The sequence below is a fragment of the Pseudomonas sp. NY8896 genome, from assembly GCF_039634505.1.
Genome location: NZ_CP132350.1, coordinates 2696469 through 2714554 on the forward strand (window position 1 = coordinate 2696469; position 18086 = coordinate 2714554).

Here is an 18086-nt window from a genome sequence, read left to right on the forward strand (position 1 = left end):
TGATGCTCAAGATTGTTGTATCAACAGGTTGACCGGAAACTCCGCCAGCACGGCGCTCAACATCAGCTCCTTGGAAGAGCTGACCGCCGCACAGGGGAAAAGTCCCGTCGAGTTGGCAGTTGACAAGGCAAACGGCAATACCAGCCGGGTGTCGTCCCAGTTCTGTGCCGGGATCAACGGGGTTGTGGCGCCACCGAGCAGGCTACTGGCCAGGCGTGGCGCGACGATGACGGCCCGCTCGCCCTCTCCCAGGCGGGCAAACGCAATCACGTTGTCTGCGTGCCGGCCCTGCACGCTCAGTGGCAGGTAGGCACCACGGCGGAACAAGTCGGCGTGTGCCTGGCGGCAGTCCAGCACTTTGGCGATCAAGGCCTGCTTGATGCGGCCATCGCGCCAGTGCGTCAGCAACTCGGCGGGCGCTGTGGCGTCGTCGAGGGTACGACGCCTGCAAGCGTAGTCCACGGCGCGGCGGTTATCCGGGTCGACCAGGCTGAAGTCCCAGTATTCATTGCCCTGGTACAGGTCGGGCACGCCTGGGGTTGTCATGCGCAGCAGGGTTTGGACCAGGCCGTTGAGGGCGCCTGGGCAGGCCAGCAGTTGTGCGGCATCGGCCACGGACTTGCGCAGTTGCTGGTTCTCGCTGTCCAGCAGCAGGCCATCGACATAGCGGGTGCAGGCGCTTTCATAGGCTTCGTTCGGTGCATTCCAGCTGCTGCGCAACTTGGCTTCGCGCAGGGCCTTCTGCTGCCATTGGCGAATGCGCTCGGCGTATGTGCGCAGGCCGCCCGTGTCCTGCAGGTCGAGCGTTAGCGGCCAGCTGCCGAGCAAGGTCTGCAAGAGCATCAGCTCGTCGCCAGGGCTGGGTGCTGGGCCGTCGTCCAGCAGTGTGCGCAAGGGGGCAGCCAATTCACGCCAATGCTCCACCCGACTGGCCAGCCACGGCCCGCGCTCGCTGAGTACGGCCAAGCGCGCTCGGGTGTCTTCACCGCGCTTGTGGTCGTGGGTGGCGGTGGCCAGCAGGTTGTCGGGGAAGTCGCGCAGGCGCCGCTGGGCTTCGTTGTGGAAGTGCGCAGGTGCTGCGCTGAAATGCTCGGCCTCGAAGCCCACGTCATTGCGCGACAGCAGCCGCGCGTTGCGGTAGAAGGCGGTGTCTTCCACGGCTTTGGCGGCGCTGGGCGCGGTCAGTTGCTGGAAACGCACGCAGGCATGGCGCAGCTGCTTGCGGGCGCGGCCCGGTGGCAGGTGACGCCAGGCTTGCCCGCCCAGCCATCGTTCAAGTTGTTCCAGCAGTGGCCAGTCGGCTTCGCCAAGGTCTTGCCGGGCGTTGACCAGCGCCTGCTGGAAAAACCTTTCGTCTTCAGCCGGGCGCCCGCAGGCGTTGAAGTAGGTACGGTAGACAGGGTAATGCGCCACCAGCGCCTGCAAGGCCCGGCGAATCGCGCCCAGGGTCAGGTCGCGGGTCATCAGGTCGTTGCGTGCCACTTGCAGCAGGGCCAGGGCCACCGATTCGCAGTCACCGGCCAGGCTGGCGTTGAGTACCAGGTGACGGGCCTGGCGCACTTCTTCGGGGAAGTCCGGGCGCTCGCTGAGGTTGGCCCACAGCTCGCTCAGCGGCGCTTCGCCGGCCGGGTCGTGTTGCAGCAGCGACACCTGGTTCATGAACTCGTAGCCGGTGGTGCCGTCGGTGAGCCAGTCGCGGTGCAGGTGCTCGTCAGCGCCAAGAATCTTCTCCACGTAGATCGGGAAGTGCTCCAGTGCTGCACTCAGCGGCCGCTGTGCCAGCAGGCCATCGACCCGTCGGCGTAGTTTGCGGCAATAGCCGCGCGGGTCGGCAAGGCCGTCGATATGGTCGATGCGCAGGCCGTCCACCAGGCCGCGTTCGATCAGTTCGAACAGCTTGGCGTGGGTGGCCTCGAACACCACTGCGCGCTCCACCCTCAGACCTCCGAGCTCGTTGATGTCGAAGAAGCGCCGCCAGTTGATGTCGTCGGCGGCGGTGCGCCAGCTGGCCAGGCGGTAGGTCTGGCGCTCCAGCAGCAGGTGCAGGCGCTTGAAACCATTTTCGGCGCGGCTGTCGAATGCCACTAGCGCTGATTCCAAGTCGGCACCTTCGCGCACCAAGCGTGCCAGTTCGGTGTGCAGCGCAAGGGCATCGGCCAGTGGGGTGGTCGATTCGGCCAATGCCGTGAAGTGCTCGGCCAGGGCCTTGAGTGCCGGCTCTGGGCTGAGGGCGAGAATCCAGCCATAGTCGACCGGGCAGATTGGGAAGCGGTGATCGTAATGGGCGATTTGCAGCGTGCCTTGCTGCTTGTCGAATTCAAGCGGTATGTCGCCGTTCTTCAGCGCCACGCCATAGTCGCTGCCGAGAAACGGCAACAGCAGTTGCCCGGCCAGCAGCGGGTCGCTGGAGTGCCACTGGATGTCGAAGAACTCCGCATACGGGCTGCGCCGGCCCCAGGCCAACAGGCTTTGCCACCAAGGGTTGTCGGCACCGCCCACGGCCATATGGTTGGACACAGTGTCAAGGATCAGCCCCATGCCATGCTGGCGCAGGGCGGCGACCAGTCGCTGCAGTGCCGCCTCGCCGCCAAGCTCCGGGTTCACGCAGGTAGGGTCGACCACGTCGTAGCCATGGCGCGAGCCCGCGCGGGCCTTGAGGATAGGCGAGGCATACAGGTGGCTTATGCCCAATTGAGCGAAGTACGGTACCAGCGGCACGGCGTGATCAAGGGTGAAGTCACTGTGAAATTGCAGGCGCAGGGTCGCGGTCAGTGGCTTCATCGGTCACGCTCCCAGGCTTGTTCGCGGGCCTGGGCCAGCAGCTCCAGGCGGCGAGCGGCATGCTCGTCGTCGAGCAGTTCGCGCACTGGCTGGGCGAAGCGCCGCCTCCAATTGGGGTGGCCGCTGGTGGTCCCCGGCAGGTTGGGCTGCTCGTCGCAACCCAGCAAGTCTTCCAGCGGCACCAGCACCAGCGGTGCGCGGGTATGGCCAACGTAGCGGATGGCGGCGTCGATTACCGCGTCATTGTCCTTCAGCTCGCCATAGTTGGCCTCCAGGGTGCGGCGCAGGCCGTCGTGTTCTTTCTGGCGGTCGTGGCGCCAGTGCAGCTCGGTAGCGGCGTCGATCAGTTGCAAGCGCTGGCTCCAGTCGATGTCGCGGTTTTCCAGCCAGCCGGCCAATGGCGCGAGGTCATGGGTGCCCGTGGTGGCCAGGGCGTTGTCCGGCCAGTCGAGAATCGGCTTGAACTGGCCGGGCTGGGTCTGCTCGAAGGGCAGCACGCGCATGCCCAGCACGGCTTTTTCGGCCAGTGTCTCGCGCAGGCCATCGGGTACGGTGCCCAGGTCTTCGCCAAGAATGATCGCCTGGTGGCGCACCGATTCCAGCGCCAACAGGCGCAACAGGTCGTCCAGCGGGTAATTGAGGTAGGCGCCTTCGCTGGGCTTTGCCCCCTGCGGGATCAGCCACAGCCGGCGCAGGCCCATCACATGGTCGATGCGCAGGCCGCCAGCGTGGGCGAGGTTGGCCCGCAGCATCTCGATGAAGGCGCGGTAGCCGTTGCGCTTGAGGCCCTCGGGCGAGAAGGCGCAGATACCCCAGTCCTGCCCGGCGCGGTTGAGGATGTCGGGCGGCGCCCCCACTTTCAGGCCGGCCAGCAGTTCATCCTGGCGGCTCCAAGCCTGGCTGCCGGCGCCGTCGGCGCCCACCGCCAGGTCGGCGATCAGGCCCACGGCCATGCCGTTGCCACGGGCTGCCTCGTGGGCACGCTGCAGGCCGCGTTCGGTCAGCCACTGGCAAAAGGCATGGAACTCGACCTTGGCCGGGTAGGCGCTGGCAAAGGCTTCCACTTCCGGGTGGTACGGGTCGTGCCAGGCCTTGGGCCAGTTGCGCCAGTCGGCGCCCAGGCCATGCTCGACTGCCTGGGCCTGGAGCACCTCGAAGCGACAGTGGTGTTCCAGCGCCTGGCCACCGGCTGCGCGGAAGCTGTCGAAATCGCTGCGTAGCGGGTGGTTGCCTTGGCTGAAGCCCTGGTACAGCGCTTCTAGCAGGCGCAGGCGGGCGCTGGCGGCGCGTGGCCAGTCGACCAATGGGCGTTGCTCCAGCTCCTCCAGTTGCTGTTCCAGGCCGCAGGCTTCGATGGCCATGCGCACCTCCCGTTCACCCAGCAAGGACGCGGGGCTGGCGTACAGGGTGTTGAGCAGCAGGCGACTGGACGGCGAGTAGGGGCTGTAGTGTTCCTGGTCGATGGCCGACAAGGCGTGGATCGGGCTGATGGCCAAGGCATCGGCGCCGCGCTCGGCTGCCGAGCGTGCCAACTGCTCCAGTGCCAGGCAGTCGCCGTAGCCACCATCGCCGGGGCGACGCAGGCTGTACAGCTGCACCGCCAGGCCCCAGCAGCGTGGTGGTGGTTGTTGCACATCGTCTTCCAGGCTGTGGCAGCGTGGCGGGGCAATGGCCACAGTGAAGCGGCGGCTGTCGATTTCTACCTGATGGTAGCCAATCGGCAGATCACCGGGCAGACGCGCCTGCTGGTCAAGGCTCAGGGTAAGCGAGGCCTGGTCTTCCAGGGTGCAGTGGGCGACGCTGGCGGCGCTGAAGTAGCGCGCCAGCGCCAGCGGTTGGCCCTGCTCGGCGGTCAGCAAGGGCGGCAGGTGCTCACTGTCCTCGGCGGCTTCCACCGCACGCAGGCTGGCGGCAATGGCCGTGTCATCGCTGGCTGGGTGGCCAAGGCCTGCGAGGATATTGCGCAGCACTTCGTCGCTGACACGCTGAGGCCGGGCATTGGCGTCGATCCAGTCGCGGCTGAGCCCGACGAGGGTCGCCAGACGGTGCAGGGCGGTTTCGCTCATAGGCGCTCCTGGGCAGGGGGAAGCAGGCTGACCACACAGCTGTACGCAGCCAGGTGGGTATCCGGGTGCCGGGTGTCGCTGCTGTCGAACAGCCGAGCGGGTGGCGCGGGCAGCTCGACGGCTTGCGCGGTGTCGGCCAGGTTCAGGTCGATGCGCAATGTGTTGCCATTGCCTAGCCGCCAGCGTGCGGTCAGCGCCTTGTCGCCGTGCACCTCGGCGCCCAGCGCACGGCTGCCGGGCAAGTGCGGGATGACGTGGCGGCGGCGCAGGTCGAGTAGCTGCTGGTACAGGCCGTGCCAGCCGGCGATCACCTCCTTGTTTTGCGGGCGCGAAGACTCGAAAGTCTGCTCGGCGTTGGGGTCGGGAATATGCTCACGCTGATCGGGGTCGGCAAACGCGGTGAAGTGGGCGAATTCACCTCGGCGGCCTTCGCGCACGGCATCGGCCAGCGCATCATGGAAATCGGTGAAAAACAGAAATGGCCGGCAGCTGCCGTCGTCATCGCCCATGAACAGCAGCGGAATCATCGGTGCCAGCAACAGCAGGCCGGTGGCCGCCCGCAGGGCCGGTGGCGAGCACAGGCGGGTCAGGCGTTCACCGAGCGCGCGGTTGCCGATCTGGTCGTGGTTTTGCAGGAACAACACAAAGGCACTGGGCGGCAGATGCGCGCTGGGTTCGCCGCGTGGCGTGCCATGCCGGTTGGGTTCGCCCTGGAACACGAACCCTTCGCCAAGGCAGCGCGCCAACTGGTCGATGGGGCGTTGCTGGTAGTCGGCGTAGTAACCCTCGGTTTCGCCGGTCAGCAGCACGTGCAGGGCATTGTGGCCGTCGTCGTTCCATTGGGCGTCGAAGCCTTGTTCCAGCAGGCCGGCTTGGTTGTGCTCGTTTTCCAGCACCAGCCACACCTGGCGGCCAGGTTCCACTGCAGCGCGTACGCGCTGCGCCAGTTCGACGAGGAAGTCCGGCTGGTCGATGGCGTGCACGGCGTCCAGGCGCAGGCCGTCGCAGCGGTAGTCGCACAGCCACATCAGGGCATTCTGGATGAAGTACTCGCGCACCTGCGGGCGGCGGAAGTCGATGGCCGCGCCCCATGGCGTCTGCCGGTCTTCGCGGAAGAACGGGCTGGCGTACTGGTGCAGGTAATTGCCGTCGGGGCCGAAGTGGTTGTACACCACGTCCACCAATACCATCAGCCCTTCGCCGTGGGCCTGGTCGACCAGTGCGCACAGCTGTTCGGGGCTGCCGTAGGTGTTCTGCGGCGCGTAGGGCAGCACCCCGTCGTAGCCCCAGTTGCGTTCGCCGGGGAACTGCCCCAGCGGCATCAGTTCGATCGCGCTGATGCCGAGTTCGGCCAGGCGCGGCAGTTGCCGAGCTACCCCGGCGTAGCCATCGAGCAGGCCAACATGCACCTCCTGGATCACCGCTTCATGCCAAGGCCGGCCTTGCCACGGGTGTTGCCAGGCGTAACCGGCCACATTCACCACCTGGCTCGGCCCTTGTACGCCGTCGGGCTGGTAGCGTGAGGCCGGGTCGGCCACCAGCAATTCACCGTCGATTCGGTAGTGGTAACGGTCACCGGCCTGGCATGGGGCCACGCCGGTGTACCAGCCATCGTCGCCGGGCAGCAGCTCGATGGTCGGTTGCTGTTCCAGTTCAACGCTCACGCTGCGCGCATCGGGTGCCCAGAGGGCGAAGCGCGCCGACGTGGCGTCCAACAAGTGTGCGCCATGCCTGTGCATCTTCCAGCCCCCGCTCAGTAGTGGCTCAGTTGTGCCTGCTTGACCAGGTCCTCGTACAGGCGGGCGTAGGGCTCCACCGCCTGGCACCAGTTGAATGGCTGGGTCATCGAAAGGCAGCGCATGGCGTTGAGCAGGTCCTTCTTGCCGTATACATAGAAGGCTCGGCTCAGTGCCTGGCGGTAGCTCTCGACGGTCGATTCGTTGAACAAGAAGCCCGTGACGCCGCACTCGATGGTGTCGGCCAGGCCGCCTGTATTGCGCGCCACCGGCAGTGAGCCGAAGCGTTGCGCGTACATCTGGCTGAGGCCGCAAGGCTCGTAGCGCGACGGCATAAGCAGGAAGTCGCTGCCCGCGAACATCCGTCGAGCATCGGTTTCATTGAAACCGATGCGCACACCGATACGCCCTGGGTGGCGCAGCGCCAGTTCGCGCATGGCTTGTTCTTCTTCCGGCTCGCCACGGCCGATGATCGCGATCTGCCCACCTTGTTCGACGATGTAGTCGGCCACGCCCAGGGTCAGGTCCAGGCCCTTCTGATAGACCAGCCGCGAGACCACGGCGAACAGCGGGCCTTCGGAGTCTTCCAGGCCGAACAGCTCGCGCACTTCATGGGTGTTGCGCGCCTTGCCTTCCCAGTCGTTGATGCTGAAGTTGTGCTGCAGGTGCTTGTCGGTGGCCGAGTCCCAGCTTTCGTCGATACCGTTGGGGATACCACCAAGCAGGCCTTGCTGGGCCTTGCTGGCGAGGAAGCCGTCCAGGCCGCAGCCGAATTCCGGGGTGGTGATTTCCCGCGCATAGGTGGCGCTGACCGTGGTGATGTGGCTGGAGTAGGCCAGCCCAGCCTTGAGGAACGACAACTTGCCGTAGAACTCCATGCCTTCTTGCTGCATGGCGTGGTCGGGGATCGCCAGCTCCGGGCTGCAGCCGCGGCTATATACCCCCTGGTAGGCCAGGTTATGGATGGTGAACAGGGTGGGCGTGCTCAGCCCGCGCCAGTGCATGTAGGCCGGGGCCAGGCCGGCGGGCCAGTCATGCGCGTGCACCACTTCCGGCGTCCAGTGGATCTTGCCTTCGCCAGCGGCGATTTCGGCGGCAGCCAGGCCCAGGCGAGCGAAGCGAATGTGGTTGTCAGGCCAGTCGCGGCCGTTGTTGGCACCATAGGGTGTGCCGTCGCGTTGATACAGTTCGGGGCAGATCAGCACGTAGATGACCAGGCCGTCGGCCATGTCCATGCGCCCGATCTTGCACGGCGGCAGGGCCGCGTGGCCGCCCAGTTCACCCACGATATGGATCGGGTTGTCGCTTTCCATGACCTGGCGGTAGCCGGGGATGAGCACCCGTACATCGTGCAGGTGCGCCAGGGCACGGGGCAGCGCGGCGGACACGTCGCCCAGGCCGCCGGTTTTCACCAGGTCGGCGATTTCCGAGGTCACGAACAGAATCTTGCGCATGTTCGGGTTGTGTTGGCGCTGGGCGCCGGGTGCCTTGCCTGTCGTGGCGAAATCCGGGGTGAGCGGCTCGCGGTTGTCCGGGTTGAATGAATCTACGTGAGGCTCGACAGCGGCACTGATCATACTTCTCTCCGTCCCTATGCTTGGCCGGGTGCTGGCACCCGTGGCGATGTTTCGTGTTGGTTCTCTCTAATTTTGAATCTGCGTAGTGCGTTCCTTGCCCCAGGGTCGTGCGCGCAGGCACAGCGCGATCGGCGCTCCGGCCGAAGGCGATTGGACTGGTTGGGGTTGTAGGCTGAGGATTGGGAGTAGCCCAATGCGTCTGGCCTTCTTTGTTCATGACCCGCCGGCTTTCCTGAAAGTTCGACTTATTTTGGTCACTCGTCCTGATGAGCAAATGGCGGGCCGAAAACCGAGTGTAGGAGAGAAAGTGCTAAAAAGGTGACCCGCTGGTCACTATTGTTATGTGCGGAATAGACGCAAACGTTGGCGTATGTGACTGGATGTGAAAAGGTTTGTCGGGGGTGTTTGGCGGGTGCGCCAATTTGTGGCCAGCAGGGGGCCGTGCACCAAGTTGGTGCTTGGTGGAGGATTAAAAAGCTACGTCGGGGAGATCAGCAGGTGGGAGCCTTACAGCCCCCACTGGAGGAAGGGAAGATCAGAGGCTGACAGCTTTATCGCCATCACGTTGTTGCGCCAGCAGCAGGTTCAGCTGGGCGACCTGTTGGCGCAGTTGGTCACGTTCGTCCTTCAGTTTACGCAGCTCATCACGGCGCACGGAGACATAGAGTGTCTGGGGTGGGGTTGCAGGCATCAAGGTACCCATGAGCACACCTCGCGGTTTTGGCTGGTGACAAGTCAAAGCGTAGACGCTTCACGCGGGGCGCATTTTGAATTCTTTCGCAGGCCTTGGGAACTTTTTTGTTTATCGTGGTCTTGCCGTTCGTCGCTGAACCCTCGGGCGGCATGCTGGACTAATCTGAACAGCTGGACTGTATTGTCATCCATTTCGAAAGGGGAGCATCGGCTCATGCAACTGGGAATCGTCGGGCTGGGCCGCATGGGCGGCAACATCGCAAGGCGCCTGATGCGCGCCGGCCATCGCACCGTGGTACACGACCGCAACCGTGAAGCCATCACTGGGCTGGAGGGCGAGGGCGCCCAGGGCGCGCACGACCTCGGTGCACTGGTACAAAAGCTGAAAGCGCCGCGTGCCGTATGGGTGATGCTGCCGGCCGGCGAGCCCACCGAGCAAACCATCGCCCAATTGGCCGAGCTGCTGGAGCCGGGCGATGCGATCATCGACGGCGGCAACACCTTCTACAAGGACGACATGCGCCGCGCCGCAGAACTGGCCAAGCGCGGCCTGCATTACCTGGACGTCGGTACCTCCGGCGGCGTATGGGGCCTGGACCGTGGCTACTGCATGATGATCGGTGGCGAAAAGGACGTGTTCGAGCGCCTGGAGCCCCTGTTCAAGGCGCTGGCGCCAGGCGTGGGTGACATCCCGCGTACCCATGGCCGCAGCGGCGAGCACCAGCGGGCCGAACACGGCTATATCCACGCCGGCCCACCTGGCGCCGGGCACTACGTGAAAATGGTGCACAACGGTATCGAGTACGGCTTGATGCAGGCTTATGCCGAAGGCTTCGACCTGCTGCGCAGCAAAGGCGGCGACGAGCTGCCGGAAGACCAGCGCTTTGACCTGAACGTGGCCGAAATCGCCGAAGTGTGGCGGCGCGGCAGCGTGGTGACCTCGTGGCTGCTCGACCTTACCGCCGATGCGCTGGTGGCCGACCCGCAGCTGTCGCAGTTCAGTGGCTCGGTGTCCGACAGTGGCGAAGGCCGCTGGACCATCGACGCTGCGGTCGAGCAGGCGGTGCCGGTGCCGGTGTTGTCCAGCGCATTGTTCGCGCGCTTCCGCTCGCGCCAGCAGCAGGGTACTTATGGTGACAAGATTCTCTCGGCCATGCGCCTGGGCTTCGGTGGCCACGTCGAGAAGAAAGCCGAATGACCAAACAGACCATTCCCGCTGCACCCCCTTGTACCCTGTTCCTGTTCGGCGCCAATGGCGACCTGGTCAAGCGCCTGCTGATGCCGGCGCTGTATAACCTCAGCCGCGACGGCCTGCTGGACCGTAACCTGCGCATCGTCGGCGTCGACCACAACGCGGCCAGCGCCGCGGATTTCGCTGAGCGGCTGCAGGCGTTCATGCGCGAGCGTGACAAAGGCCGCGAGGGCGGCGACCAGTGCCTCGACGATAAGCTCTGGGCCCGCTTGGCCAAGCGCCTGGATTACCAGACAGGCGACTTCCTCGACCCGGCGACTTACCAAGCCATTGCCAAGCGCATCGAAAAGACCAGCCACGGCAACGCCATCTTCTACCTGGCCACGTCGCCGCGCTTCTTCCCCGAAGTGGCGCAGCGCCTCGGGCAGGCCGGTTTGCTTGACGAGTCTGCCGGCGGCTTTCGCCGAGTGGTGGTGGAAAAGCCCTTCGGCACCGACCTGGCCAGCGCCGAGGCGCTCAACGCTTGCCTGCTGAAGGTGATGGGCGAGCGGCAGATCTACCGCATCGACCATTATCTGGGCAAAGAAACGGTGCAGAACATTCTGGTCAGCCGCTTCTCCAACGGCCTGTTCGAATCGTTCTGGAACAACCACTACATCGACCATGTGCAGATCACCGCAGCAGAAACCGTCGGCGTCGAGACCCGTGGTGCGTTCTATGACAGCACCGGCGCCTTGCGTGACATGGTACCCAATCACCTGTTCCAGTTGCTGGCGATGGTGGCCATGGAGCCGCCGGCCGCGTTCGGCGCCGATGCGGTACGCGGTGAAAAGGCCAAAGTGGTCGGTGCCATCCGCCCATGGTCGGCAAAAATGGCCCTGAAGAACTCCGTGCGTGGCCAGTACAGTGCCGGCAAGCAGGGGCGCAAGCAACTGCCCGGTTACCGCCAGGAGGCCAACGTCGCGCCTGAGAGCCAGACCGAAACCTACGTGGCGCTGAAGGTGATGATCGACAATTGGCGCTGGGCCGGCGTGCCGTTCTACCTGCGCACCGGCAAGCGCATGAGCGTGCGCGACACCGAGATCGCCATTTGCTTCAAGCCCGCGCCGTATGCGCAGTTTCGCGAGTCGGAGCTGGAGCGGCCCAAGCCCAACTACCTGAAAATCCAGATCCAGCCCAACGAAGGCATGTGGTTCGACCTGCAGGCAAAGCGGCCCGGGCCGGAGCTGGTGATGGAGAATGTCGAGCTGGGCTTTGCCTACAAGGACTTCTTCAAGATGACCCCGGCGACCGGCTACGAGACGCTGATCTACGACTGCCTGACCGGTGACCAGACCCTGTTCCAGCGGGCCGACAACATCGAAAACGGCTGGCGAGCGGTGCAGCCGTTTCTCGATGCCTGGGCCCAGGGCGGCGATGTGCATGGCTACCCGGCCGGCGAAGATGGGCCCGAAGCGGGCAATGAATTGCTGGCGCGGGACAAGCGCGAGTGGCACCGGTTGGGGTAAGACTTTTGTAAATTCTGTGCCGGCCCTTTCGCGGCTAAAGCCGCTCCCACAGGGATACCACTTCCTTTAGGGCCGATGCGATACCTGTGGGAGCGGCTTTAGCCGCGAAAGGGCCGGCACAGGCGATCACACCAAGGAGACTTAATGCCCGCCCACATCGAAGACTACGCCCTGCTGGGCAACTGCCGCAGCGCCGCCCTGGTCAGCCGCGATGGCTCGCTCGACTGGCTGTGCCTGCCGCGCTTCGACGCTCCAGCGGTATTCGCTGCCCTGTTGGGCAACGAAGAAAATGGCCGCTGGCGCCTATCTCCTTGCGACCCGATCGAACACAGCAGCCGCCAATACCTGGACGATACCTTGGTACTGGAAACCACCTGGGTGACGGCCACTGGCCGGGCCCGCGTGCTCGATTTCATGCCCCTGGGTGAGGTCAATTCGGTGGTGCGCATCGTCGAAGGCCTGTCTGGCGAAACCAACTTCGAAATGGACCTGGTCATGCGCTTCGACTACGGTCGCAGCGTGCCTTGGGTCGAGCGGCTCGACCCACTGACCCTCAGCGCCGTGGCAGGCCCGGACCGGCTGATCCTGTGCAGCACCGTGCCCCCGCATGCCCGCGACCACCATACGGTTGCCCGCTTTCGCGTCGGCCCGGGCCAGCGCCACGTCTTCAGTCTGCGCCACCAACCCTCGCACTTGTCGGTACAGCCCAACTGCGATGTCGAACAGGCCTTGGCCCAAACTGTCGACCAATGGCAGGCTTTCGCCGCCCGTTGCCCAGAGGTAGGCCCATACACTGCGCTGGTGCGCCGCTCGCTGCTCACCCTCAAGGCCATGACCTACGCCCCCACCGGCGGCATCGTCGCCGCCGTCACCACTTCGTTGCCCGAGCGTGTGGGCGGGGAGCGCAACTGGGACTACCGTTTCTGCTGGCTGCGCGACGCCACCATGACCCTGCTGGCCTTCATGAACCTCGGCTACTTCGACGAGGCCCAGGCCTGGCGTGAGTGGCTGCTGCGCTCGGTAGCCGGCAACCCCGAGCAGATGCAGATCATGTACGGCCTGGCCGGTGAGCGCGACCTGCAGGAGTACACCTTGCCGTGGCTGGCCGGTTACGAACATTCGCAACCCGTGCGAGTCGGCAATGCTGCCTCGCAGCAGATGCAATTGGACATCTATGGCGAACTGGCCGATGCCATGAGCCAGGCGATCAAAGGCGGCTTGCCGCGTCACCCACGCAGCGCCGCCATCTCCCGATTGATTCTGCCCTACGTCGAGCGCATCTGGCGTGAGCCGGACGAAGGCATCTGGGAGGTGCGTGGCGGCCGGCAGCAGTTTGTGCATTCCAAGGTGATGGCCTGGGTCGCCTTCGACCGTGCTGCGGGGCTGGCCGACACCACTGAAGAGGGCCGCGAGCGCGGGCAGCATTACCGCCAGGTGGCTGACGAGATTCACCGCGAAGTGTGCGAGAACGGCCTGGACGCCAGCGGCAAATACTTTGTCCAGGCTTATGGTTCAAGCGAAATGGACGCCAGCCTGTTGCAGATTGCCCTGACCGGCTTCCTGCCAGCAGATGACCCACGCTTTCTGCGCACGCTGGCACAGATAGAACAGCGGCTATTGAAAAACGGCCTGCTGCTGCGCTACGACAGCGACAGCTGCAGCGACGGCTTGACCCCGGGTGAGGGCACCTTCCTGGTGTGTTCGTTCTGGCTGGCCGATGTTTACGTGTTGCTGGGGCGCCAGCAAGAAGCGCAGGCCTTGTACGAACGCCTGACCGGCCTGTGCAACGACCTCGGCCTACTGGCCGAACAGTACGACCCGGCGGGCCAGCGCATGCTCGGCAACTTCCCCCAGGCGTTTAGCCATATTGGCATCATCAACACCGCCCTGAACCTGCACCGCGCACAGTGTCCGGTGCGAGACAGGGCACGTTGTGGATAGCGTCGTTACCATTGGCAACCAGTGTGTGACGCATTGCGTCACATATGATGCTTTGCTTCGTGTGATGCATGGGGTCACACTTGGTTCGTCTCCCAAATGGATGCGGCGAGCTACCCATGAACATCAGTTTTCGGCGCAAAGGACTGCGAGTTTTTCATGAAATGGGTAACACCCGAGGGATTCAGGCCCCTCACGCAAGGCGTTTAAAACGGCAACTCCAGTTCCTTGACCGCGCCATGGCTGCGCAGGATTTGAACGTACCAGGCTGGCAGTTGCATCCGCTCAAAGGAGCGTTATCGGATTTCTGGTCAGTCAGTGTTTCCGGTAACTGGAGGCTGACTTTTCGCTTCGTGGGTTCGGATGTCGAACTGGTCGATTACGTTGATTACCACTGAAAAGGAAAACTGATCATGCCTTTGCATAATCCGCCACATCCCGGTGAAACCCTGCGTGAAGATGTTCTGCCCGCGTTAGGTCTGACGGTGAAGGCGTTCGCGTCGCATCTTGGGTTCTCTCGCGAAGCACTGTCGCGGGTATTGCACGGCCGCGCGGCGATTTCTCCGGACCTGGCGATACGCCTGGAGATGGCGGGTATCAGCACCGCCCGCCTGTGGTTGGCCATTCAGGCTGATTACGATATCTGGCAGGCGCGTCACCGACAGCAACCTGTGATTACCCGGTTGTTTCAGGCCGCCTGATGTAAAAGTGTGAAACGACCGGAGTAGACTAGGCCAAACCCCTTCGGCACGGAGCACACATGGGCATTCGCGGTACGGATCGGCAGATCGACAACATCGAGTTCAATGTCAGCGACATCGCACGTAGCAAGGCCTTTTATGGCAGCGTGTTCGGCTGGGTCTTCGCCGACTACGGGCCAACATACACCGAGTTCAGCGACGGCCGCCTTACGGGTGGTTTCACCACGGGTGAGCCGGTGCGCCCGGGCGGGCCGTTGGTGATTTTGTACGCCGATGACCTTGACACCACGCAGCAACGGGTCGAAGCGGCCGGGGCGAAAATCAGCCGGGCGACCTTTGCCTTCCCTGGCGGGCGGCGTTTTCATTTCATCGACCCGGACGGTTACGAACTGGCCGTGTGGACGGCCCAAGCCTGATGGCCAACCACAAGATCGAAATTCGCCGACGCAACATCGAGAAAATCCTGCAGGCGGCGGAGAAGGTGTTCGCTGAGAAGGGCTACGGCGCCACCTCCATGGGCGATATCGCCGAGCAGGCGGAGCTGCCGCGCTCCAACCTGCATTATTACTTCAGCACCAAGGACGAGCTTTTCCGCGCGGTTTTGCAGGACCTGCTGGATGTGTGGAAGCAGGATGCACTGTGCTTCGAGAACTTCGACGACCCACGCGTGGTGCTGACCAGCTACATCCGGGCGAAGATGGGCCATTCGCGTTCGCGGCCGCTGGGCTCGAAGATCTGGGCCGAAGAGATGCTGCACGGGGCGCCGGTGCTGGGGGTGAACCTGGATGACAGCCTTGTGCCTTGGGCCAAGTTGAAAGAAGCCAAGATCCGCCGCTGGGTGGAGGAGGGGCGCATCCTGCCGGTGGAGCCGTCGGCGCTGTTGTACATGATCTGGGCCTCTACCCAGCACTATGCCGACTTTGGCTACCAGGTGCAGTTGCTCAACGGCGGCGAGGTGCTGTCGGACATGGCGTTCGAGAGTGCGGTGCAGACGGTGACCAGCGTGATCTTGCGGGGGATTGGGCTACAGCCGTGAACCGCTGTTGCGGGCTGGCTCGGTCCTTTGTGGGGGCGGCCTTGTGTCGCGAAAGGGCCGCTAAGCGGCCCCCGGATTTCTGCATCGTTGCGAAGATTGCTGGGGCCGCTCTGCGGCCCTTTCGCGACACAAGGCCGCTCCTACACGGGGGTAGTCGGTGCGGTAGCAGCTTGCTTCAACTGGCCTCGCGGTAGGGGTTGCGTGGGTCCTGCGTCCAGTTCAGGTATGGCTTGCCGGTATCCTGCGCCTCCATCTCGATGCAGTTTTCAACCGGGCAGGTGATTTGGCACAAGTTGCAGCCCACGCATTCCTCTTCGATCACGTTGTACGCATGGGTACCGTCAGCCTTGAGCGTGCTGGCAATCGCCTGGTGCGAGGTATCCTCACACGCAATGTGGCAGCGCCCACAGCCGATACAGGCCTCCTGGTCGATATGCGCCACCGACTTGTAGTTGATGTCCAGGTACTTCCAGTCGGTGGTGTGCCCTACCGCCTGGCCACGGAACGCCTCGATATTGGCGTGCCCATGCTGGTCCATCCAGCGTGCCAGGCCGTCCTTCATGTCCTCGACAATACGGAAACCATGCAGCATCGCCGCCGTGCAGACCTGCACGGCGCCACTGCCCAAGGCCATGAATTCCGCTGCATCACGCCAGTTGCCGATACCGCCGATGCCACAAATCGGCAAGCCACGGGTGTCTGGGTCGCGGGCGATTTCTGCCACCATGTTCAGGGCAATCGGCTTCACGGCCGAGCCGCAGTAACCGCCATGGGTGCTCTGGTCACCGACGATGGGGTGGGCCACCATGCGGTCCAGGTCGACGCTGGTAATGGAGTTGATGGTGTTGATCAACGACACCGCATCGGCCCCACCACGGTGGGCGGCGCGCGCCGACTGGCGGATGTCGGTGATGTTCGGCGTGAGCTTCACGATCACGGGCAACGCGCAGTAGGTTTTGCACCAGCGGGTGACCATTTCCACGTATTCCGGCACTTGGCCTACCGCCGCGCCCATGCCGCGCTCCGGCATGCCGTGCGGGCAGCCGAAGTTCAGCTCGATGCCATCAGCCCCGGTGGCTTCCACCAGCGGCAGGATGAATTTCCACGACTCCTCCACGCAGGGCACCATCAGCGAGACGATCAACGCCCGGTCGGGCCAGTCCTTCTTCACCTGGGTGATTTCGCGCAGGTTGATGTCCAGCGAGCGGTCGGTGATCAGCTCGATGTTGTTGATGCCTTGCACCATGCGGTTGGCGCCGTAGTGCGCCGAATAGCGCGACGACACGTTGACCGCCGCCGGGTCTTCCCCCAGTGTTTTCCAGACCACGCCGCCCCAGCCGGCCTCGAAGGCGCGGACCACGTTGTAGGCCTTGTCGGTTGGCGGTGCGGAGGCCAGCCAGAACGGGTTGGGTGCCTTGATGCCGGCGAATACGATAGACAAGTCGGCCATTTACGCTGCCTCCACGTTGAGCATGAGTTGGGCATGGATGGCTTCGGCGGCCAGCTTGCCGTGTTGCACCGCCTGGACGGTGAGGTCCTGGCCCAGCGCGGTGCAGTCGCCGCCTGCGTACACGCCCGGCAGGCTGGTTTGCATCGTTTCATCAACGCGGATACGTTCGCCGTCGCGGGCCAGTTGTGCGGCCACCGGGTCGCCAAGGCTGGCCTCGTCGAAGCGCTGGCCGATAGCTTTGAAGATGGCGTCGGCGGCCAACTCGAAGGTTTCGCCGGTGTCGCGCAGGCGGCCGTCTGCCAGTTCGGTGCGGGCAAAGCGCATGCCGCGCACCTTGCCGGCGTCATCCAGCAGCACAGCATCAGGGCGGGCCCAGGTGTGCAGGCGCACCTGGTTGGCCTTGGCGATGTCCTGCTCGTGGCCGGTGGCACCCATGTCGGCGTGGCCACGGCGGTACACCAGGTTGACGTCGCGGGCACCCAGGCGGCTCATTTGCACGGCCATGTCGATGGCGGTGTTGCCGGCACCGATCACCAGGCAGCGGTCGGCCAATGGCAGCTGGCTCAGGTCATCGGCCTGGCGCAACTCGCGGATGTATTCGGTGGCGGCGAGCACGCCGGGGGCTTCTTCATCGGGCAGCCCCAGCTGGCGCACGGCATTCAGGCCAAGGCCCAGGAACACTGCGTCGTACTGGTCGCGCAGTTCGCCCAGGCTGAGGTTGCCGCCCAGGCGCTGGCCATGGCGAACTTCGATACCGCCAATGCCCAGCAGGAACTCCACTTCGCGCTGGGCGTAGTCATCCACCAGCTTGTAGCGGGCGATGCCGTACTCGTTGAGGCCGCCGGCCTTGTCGCTGGCCTCGAACACCACCACGTCATGCCCGTGCATCGCCAGCCGGTGGGCGCAGGACAGCCCGGCAGGGCCGGCGCCGACCACGGCAATGCGCTTGCCAGTGGCGGGCGAGCGCTTGAACGGGTGTTCGCTGAATTGGGCGTTGTCCAGCGCGTAGCGCTGCAACTGGCCGATCAGCACCGGTGCGCATTCCTGGGCGTTGTTGCGCACGCAGGCTTGCTGGCAAAGGATTTCGGTGGGGCACACGCGGGCGCAGCTGCCGCCGAGGATGTTGGCCGAAAGAATGCGCTCGGCGGCGCCTTGCAGGTTTTCGTCGCTGATGCGGTGGATGAACGAGGGGATGTCGATGTCGCTGGGGCACGCGTTGACGCAGGGGGCGTCGTAGCAGTACAGGCAGCGTGCACTTTCGACGGCGGCCTGGCGGGCGGTGAGGGGTGGGGCCAGGTCGCTGAAGCGCTCGGCCAACTGGTCGGCGCCGGCCCGGGGGCGCGGCAAATGGTTCAGGGCGTCGATCACGGGTGTAGCCTCTCTATTTTTTATGGGGCAGGCGACAGGT

Annotated in this window: 14 protein-coding genes; 7 read left to right on the forward strand and 7 right to left on the reverse strand. The window is 64.4% G+C overall.

What is annotated here, in order from left to right; translation table 11 throughout:
- Window positions 1–6 precede the first annotated feature (6 nt).
- The 5 genes from Q9451_RS12075 to Q9451_RS12095 form a co-directional block, all read right to left on the reverse strand.
- The gene (locus Q9451_RS12075) at window positions 7–2781 is read right to left on the reverse strand and encodes a malto-oligosyltrehalose synthase (RefSeq protein WP_012273254.1); all 2775 of its coding nucleotides are present in this window, start codon (window positions 2779–2781) and stop codon (window positions 7–9) included.
- Window positions 2778–4847 (reverse strand): 4-alpha-glucanotransferase, encoded by a 2070-nt coding sequence (gene malQ / locus Q9451_RS12080; RefSeq protein ID WP_012273253.1) that lies wholly within the window; start codon window positions 4845–4847, stop codon window positions 2778–2780. Before malQ ends, Q9451_RS12075 begins: the two co-directional genes overlap by 4 nt.
- Window positions 4844–6586 carry a malto-oligosyltrehalose trehalohydrolase gene (gene treZ, locus Q9451_RS12085; RefSeq protein ID WP_012273252.1) on the reverse strand — a complete coding sequence of 581 codons (1743 nt, stop codon included), beginning with the start codon at window positions 6584–6586 and terminating at the stop codon, window positions 4844–4846. Before treZ ends, malQ begins: the two co-directional genes overlap by 4 nt.
- A 14-nt stretch (window positions 6587–6600) precedes the next feature.
- A complete protein-coding gene (gene glgA / locus Q9451_RS12090; RefSeq protein WP_012273251.1) occupies window positions 6601–8160 on the reverse strand; it encodes a glycogen synthase GlgA in 1560 nt (519 codons plus the stop codon).
- A gap of 535 nt (window positions 8161–8695) precedes the next feature.
- Window positions 8696–8863, reverse strand: a complete 168-nt coding sequence (locus Q9451_RS12095) for a DUF6026 family protein (protein WP_012273250.1) — start codon at window positions 8861–8863, stop codon at window positions 8696–8698.
- Between the two features lie 204 nt (window positions 8864–9067).
- On the opposite strand from Q9451_RS12095, the gene gnd reads away from it, so the two are divergent.
- From gnd to Q9451_RS12130, 7 genes are all read left to right on the forward strand, one after another.
- Window positions 9068–10051: a phosphogluconate dehydrogenase (NAD(+)-dependent, decarboxylating) gene (gene gnd, locus Q9451_RS12100; RefSeq protein ID WP_012273249.1), complete on the forward strand. Its 984-nt coding sequence runs from the start codon at window positions 9068–9070 to the stop codon at window positions 10049–10051.
- Window positions 10048–11553 carry a glucose-6-phosphate dehydrogenase gene (gene zwf / locus Q9451_RS12105; protein WP_060494001.1) on the forward strand — a complete coding sequence of 502 codons (1506 nt, stop codon included), beginning with the start codon at window positions 10048–10050 and terminating at the stop codon, window positions 11551–11553. The genes gnd and zwf overlap by 4 nt, the downstream gene beginning before the upstream one ends.
- Before the next feature lie 144 nt (window positions 11554–11697).
- On the forward strand, window positions 11698–13494 hold the full coding sequence (locus Q9451_RS12110; protein WP_012273247.1) for a glycoside hydrolase family 15 protein: 1797 nt from the start codon (window positions 11698–11700) through the stop codon (window positions 13492–13494).
- 116 nt (window positions 13495–13610) lie between these two features.
- Window positions 13611–13889, forward strand: a complete 279-nt coding sequence (locus Q9451_RS12115; protein ID WP_071984558.1) for a type II toxin-antitoxin system RelE/ParE family toxin — start codon at window positions 13611–13613, stop codon at window positions 13887–13889.
- 15 nt (window positions 13890–13904) lie between these two features.
- Entirely contained in the window at window positions 13905–14192 is a 288-nt protein-coding gene (locus tag Q9451_RS12120) for a HigA family addiction module antitoxin (RefSeq protein ID WP_012273245.1), read from the forward strand.
- 59 nt (window positions 14193–14251) lie between these two features.
- Entirely contained in the window at window positions 14252–14608 is a 357-nt protein-coding gene (locus tag Q9451_RS12125; protein WP_012273244.1) for a VOC family protein, read from the forward strand.
- Window positions 14608–15228 (forward strand): TetR/AcrR family transcriptional regulator, encoded by a 621-nt coding sequence (locus tag Q9451_RS12130; RefSeq protein WP_012273243.1) that lies wholly within the window; start codon window positions 14608–14610, stop codon window positions 15226–15228. The genes Q9451_RS12125 and Q9451_RS12130 overlap by 1 nt, the downstream gene beginning before the upstream one ends.
- A gap of 175 nt (window positions 15229–15403) precedes the next feature.
- Here the strand turns inward: Q9451_RS12130 and preA are convergent, their stop codons facing one another.
- Window positions 15404–16678: an NAD-dependent dihydropyrimidine dehydrogenase subunit PreA gene (gene preA / locus Q9451_RS12135; RefSeq protein WP_012273242.1), complete on the reverse strand. Its 1275-nt coding sequence runs from the start codon at window positions 16676–16678 to the stop codon at window positions 15404–15406.
- The gene (locus Q9451_RS12140; RefSeq protein WP_012273241.1) at window positions 16679–18046 is read right to left on the reverse strand and encodes an NAD(P)-dependent oxidoreductase; all 1368 of its coding nucleotides are present in this window, start codon (window positions 18044–18046) and stop codon (window positions 16679–16681) included. It lies immediately after the preceding gene.
- Window positions 18047–18086: the final 40 nt, after the last annotated feature.

Bases quoted from the DNA above. Each gene is read 5' to 3' on its own strand.
- gnd (WP_012273249.1), top strand. From the start codon at position 9,068: ATGCAACTGGGAATCGTCGGGCTGGGCCGCATGGGCGGCAACATCGCA.
- Q9451_RS12075 (WP_012273254.1), bottom strand. From the start codon at position 2,781: ATGAAGCCACTGACCGCGACCCTGCGCCTGCAATTTCACAGTGACTTC.
- zwf (WP_060494001.1), top strand. From the start codon at position 10,048: ATGACCAAACAGACCATTCCCGCTGCACCCCCTTGTACCCTGTTCCTG.
- treZ (WP_012273252.1), bottom strand. From the start codon at position 6,586: ATGCACAGGCATGGCGCACACTTGTTGGACGCCACGTCGGCGCGCTTC.
- Q9451_RS12110 (WP_012273247.1), top strand. From the start codon at position 11,698: ATGCCCGCCCACATCGAAGACTACGCCCTGCTGGGCAACTGCCGCAGC.
- preA (WP_012273242.1), bottom strand. From the start codon at position 16,678: ATGGCCGACTTGTCTATCGTATTCGCCGGCATCAAGGCACCCAACCCG.
- glgA (WP_012273251.1), bottom strand. From the start codon at position 8,160: ATGATCAGTGCCGCTGTCGAGCCTCACGTAGATTCATTCAACCCGGAC.
- Q9451_RS12120 (WP_012273245.1), top strand. From the start codon at position 13,905: ATGCCTTTGCATAATCCGCCACATCCCGGTGAAACCCTGCGTGAAGAT.
- Q9451_RS12130 (WP_012273243.1), top strand. From the start codon at position 14,608: ATGGCCAACCACAAGATCGAAATTCGCCGACGCAACATCGAGAAAATC.
- Q9451_RS12115 (WP_071984558.1), top strand. From the start codon at position 13,611: ATGAACATCAGTTTTCGGCGCAAAGGACTGCGAGTTTTTCATGAAATG.
- Q9451_RS12125 (WP_012273244.1), top strand. From the start codon at position 14,252: ATGGGCATTCGCGGTACGGATCGGCAGATCGACAACATCGAGTTCAAT.
- malQ (WP_012273253.1), bottom strand. From the start codon at position 4,847: ATGAGCGAAACCGCCCTGCACCGTCTGGCGACCCTCGTCGGGCTCAGC.
- Q9451_RS12095 (WP_012273250.1), bottom strand. From the start codon at position 8,863: ATGGGTACCTTGATGCCTGCAACCCCACCCCAGACACTCTATGTCTCC.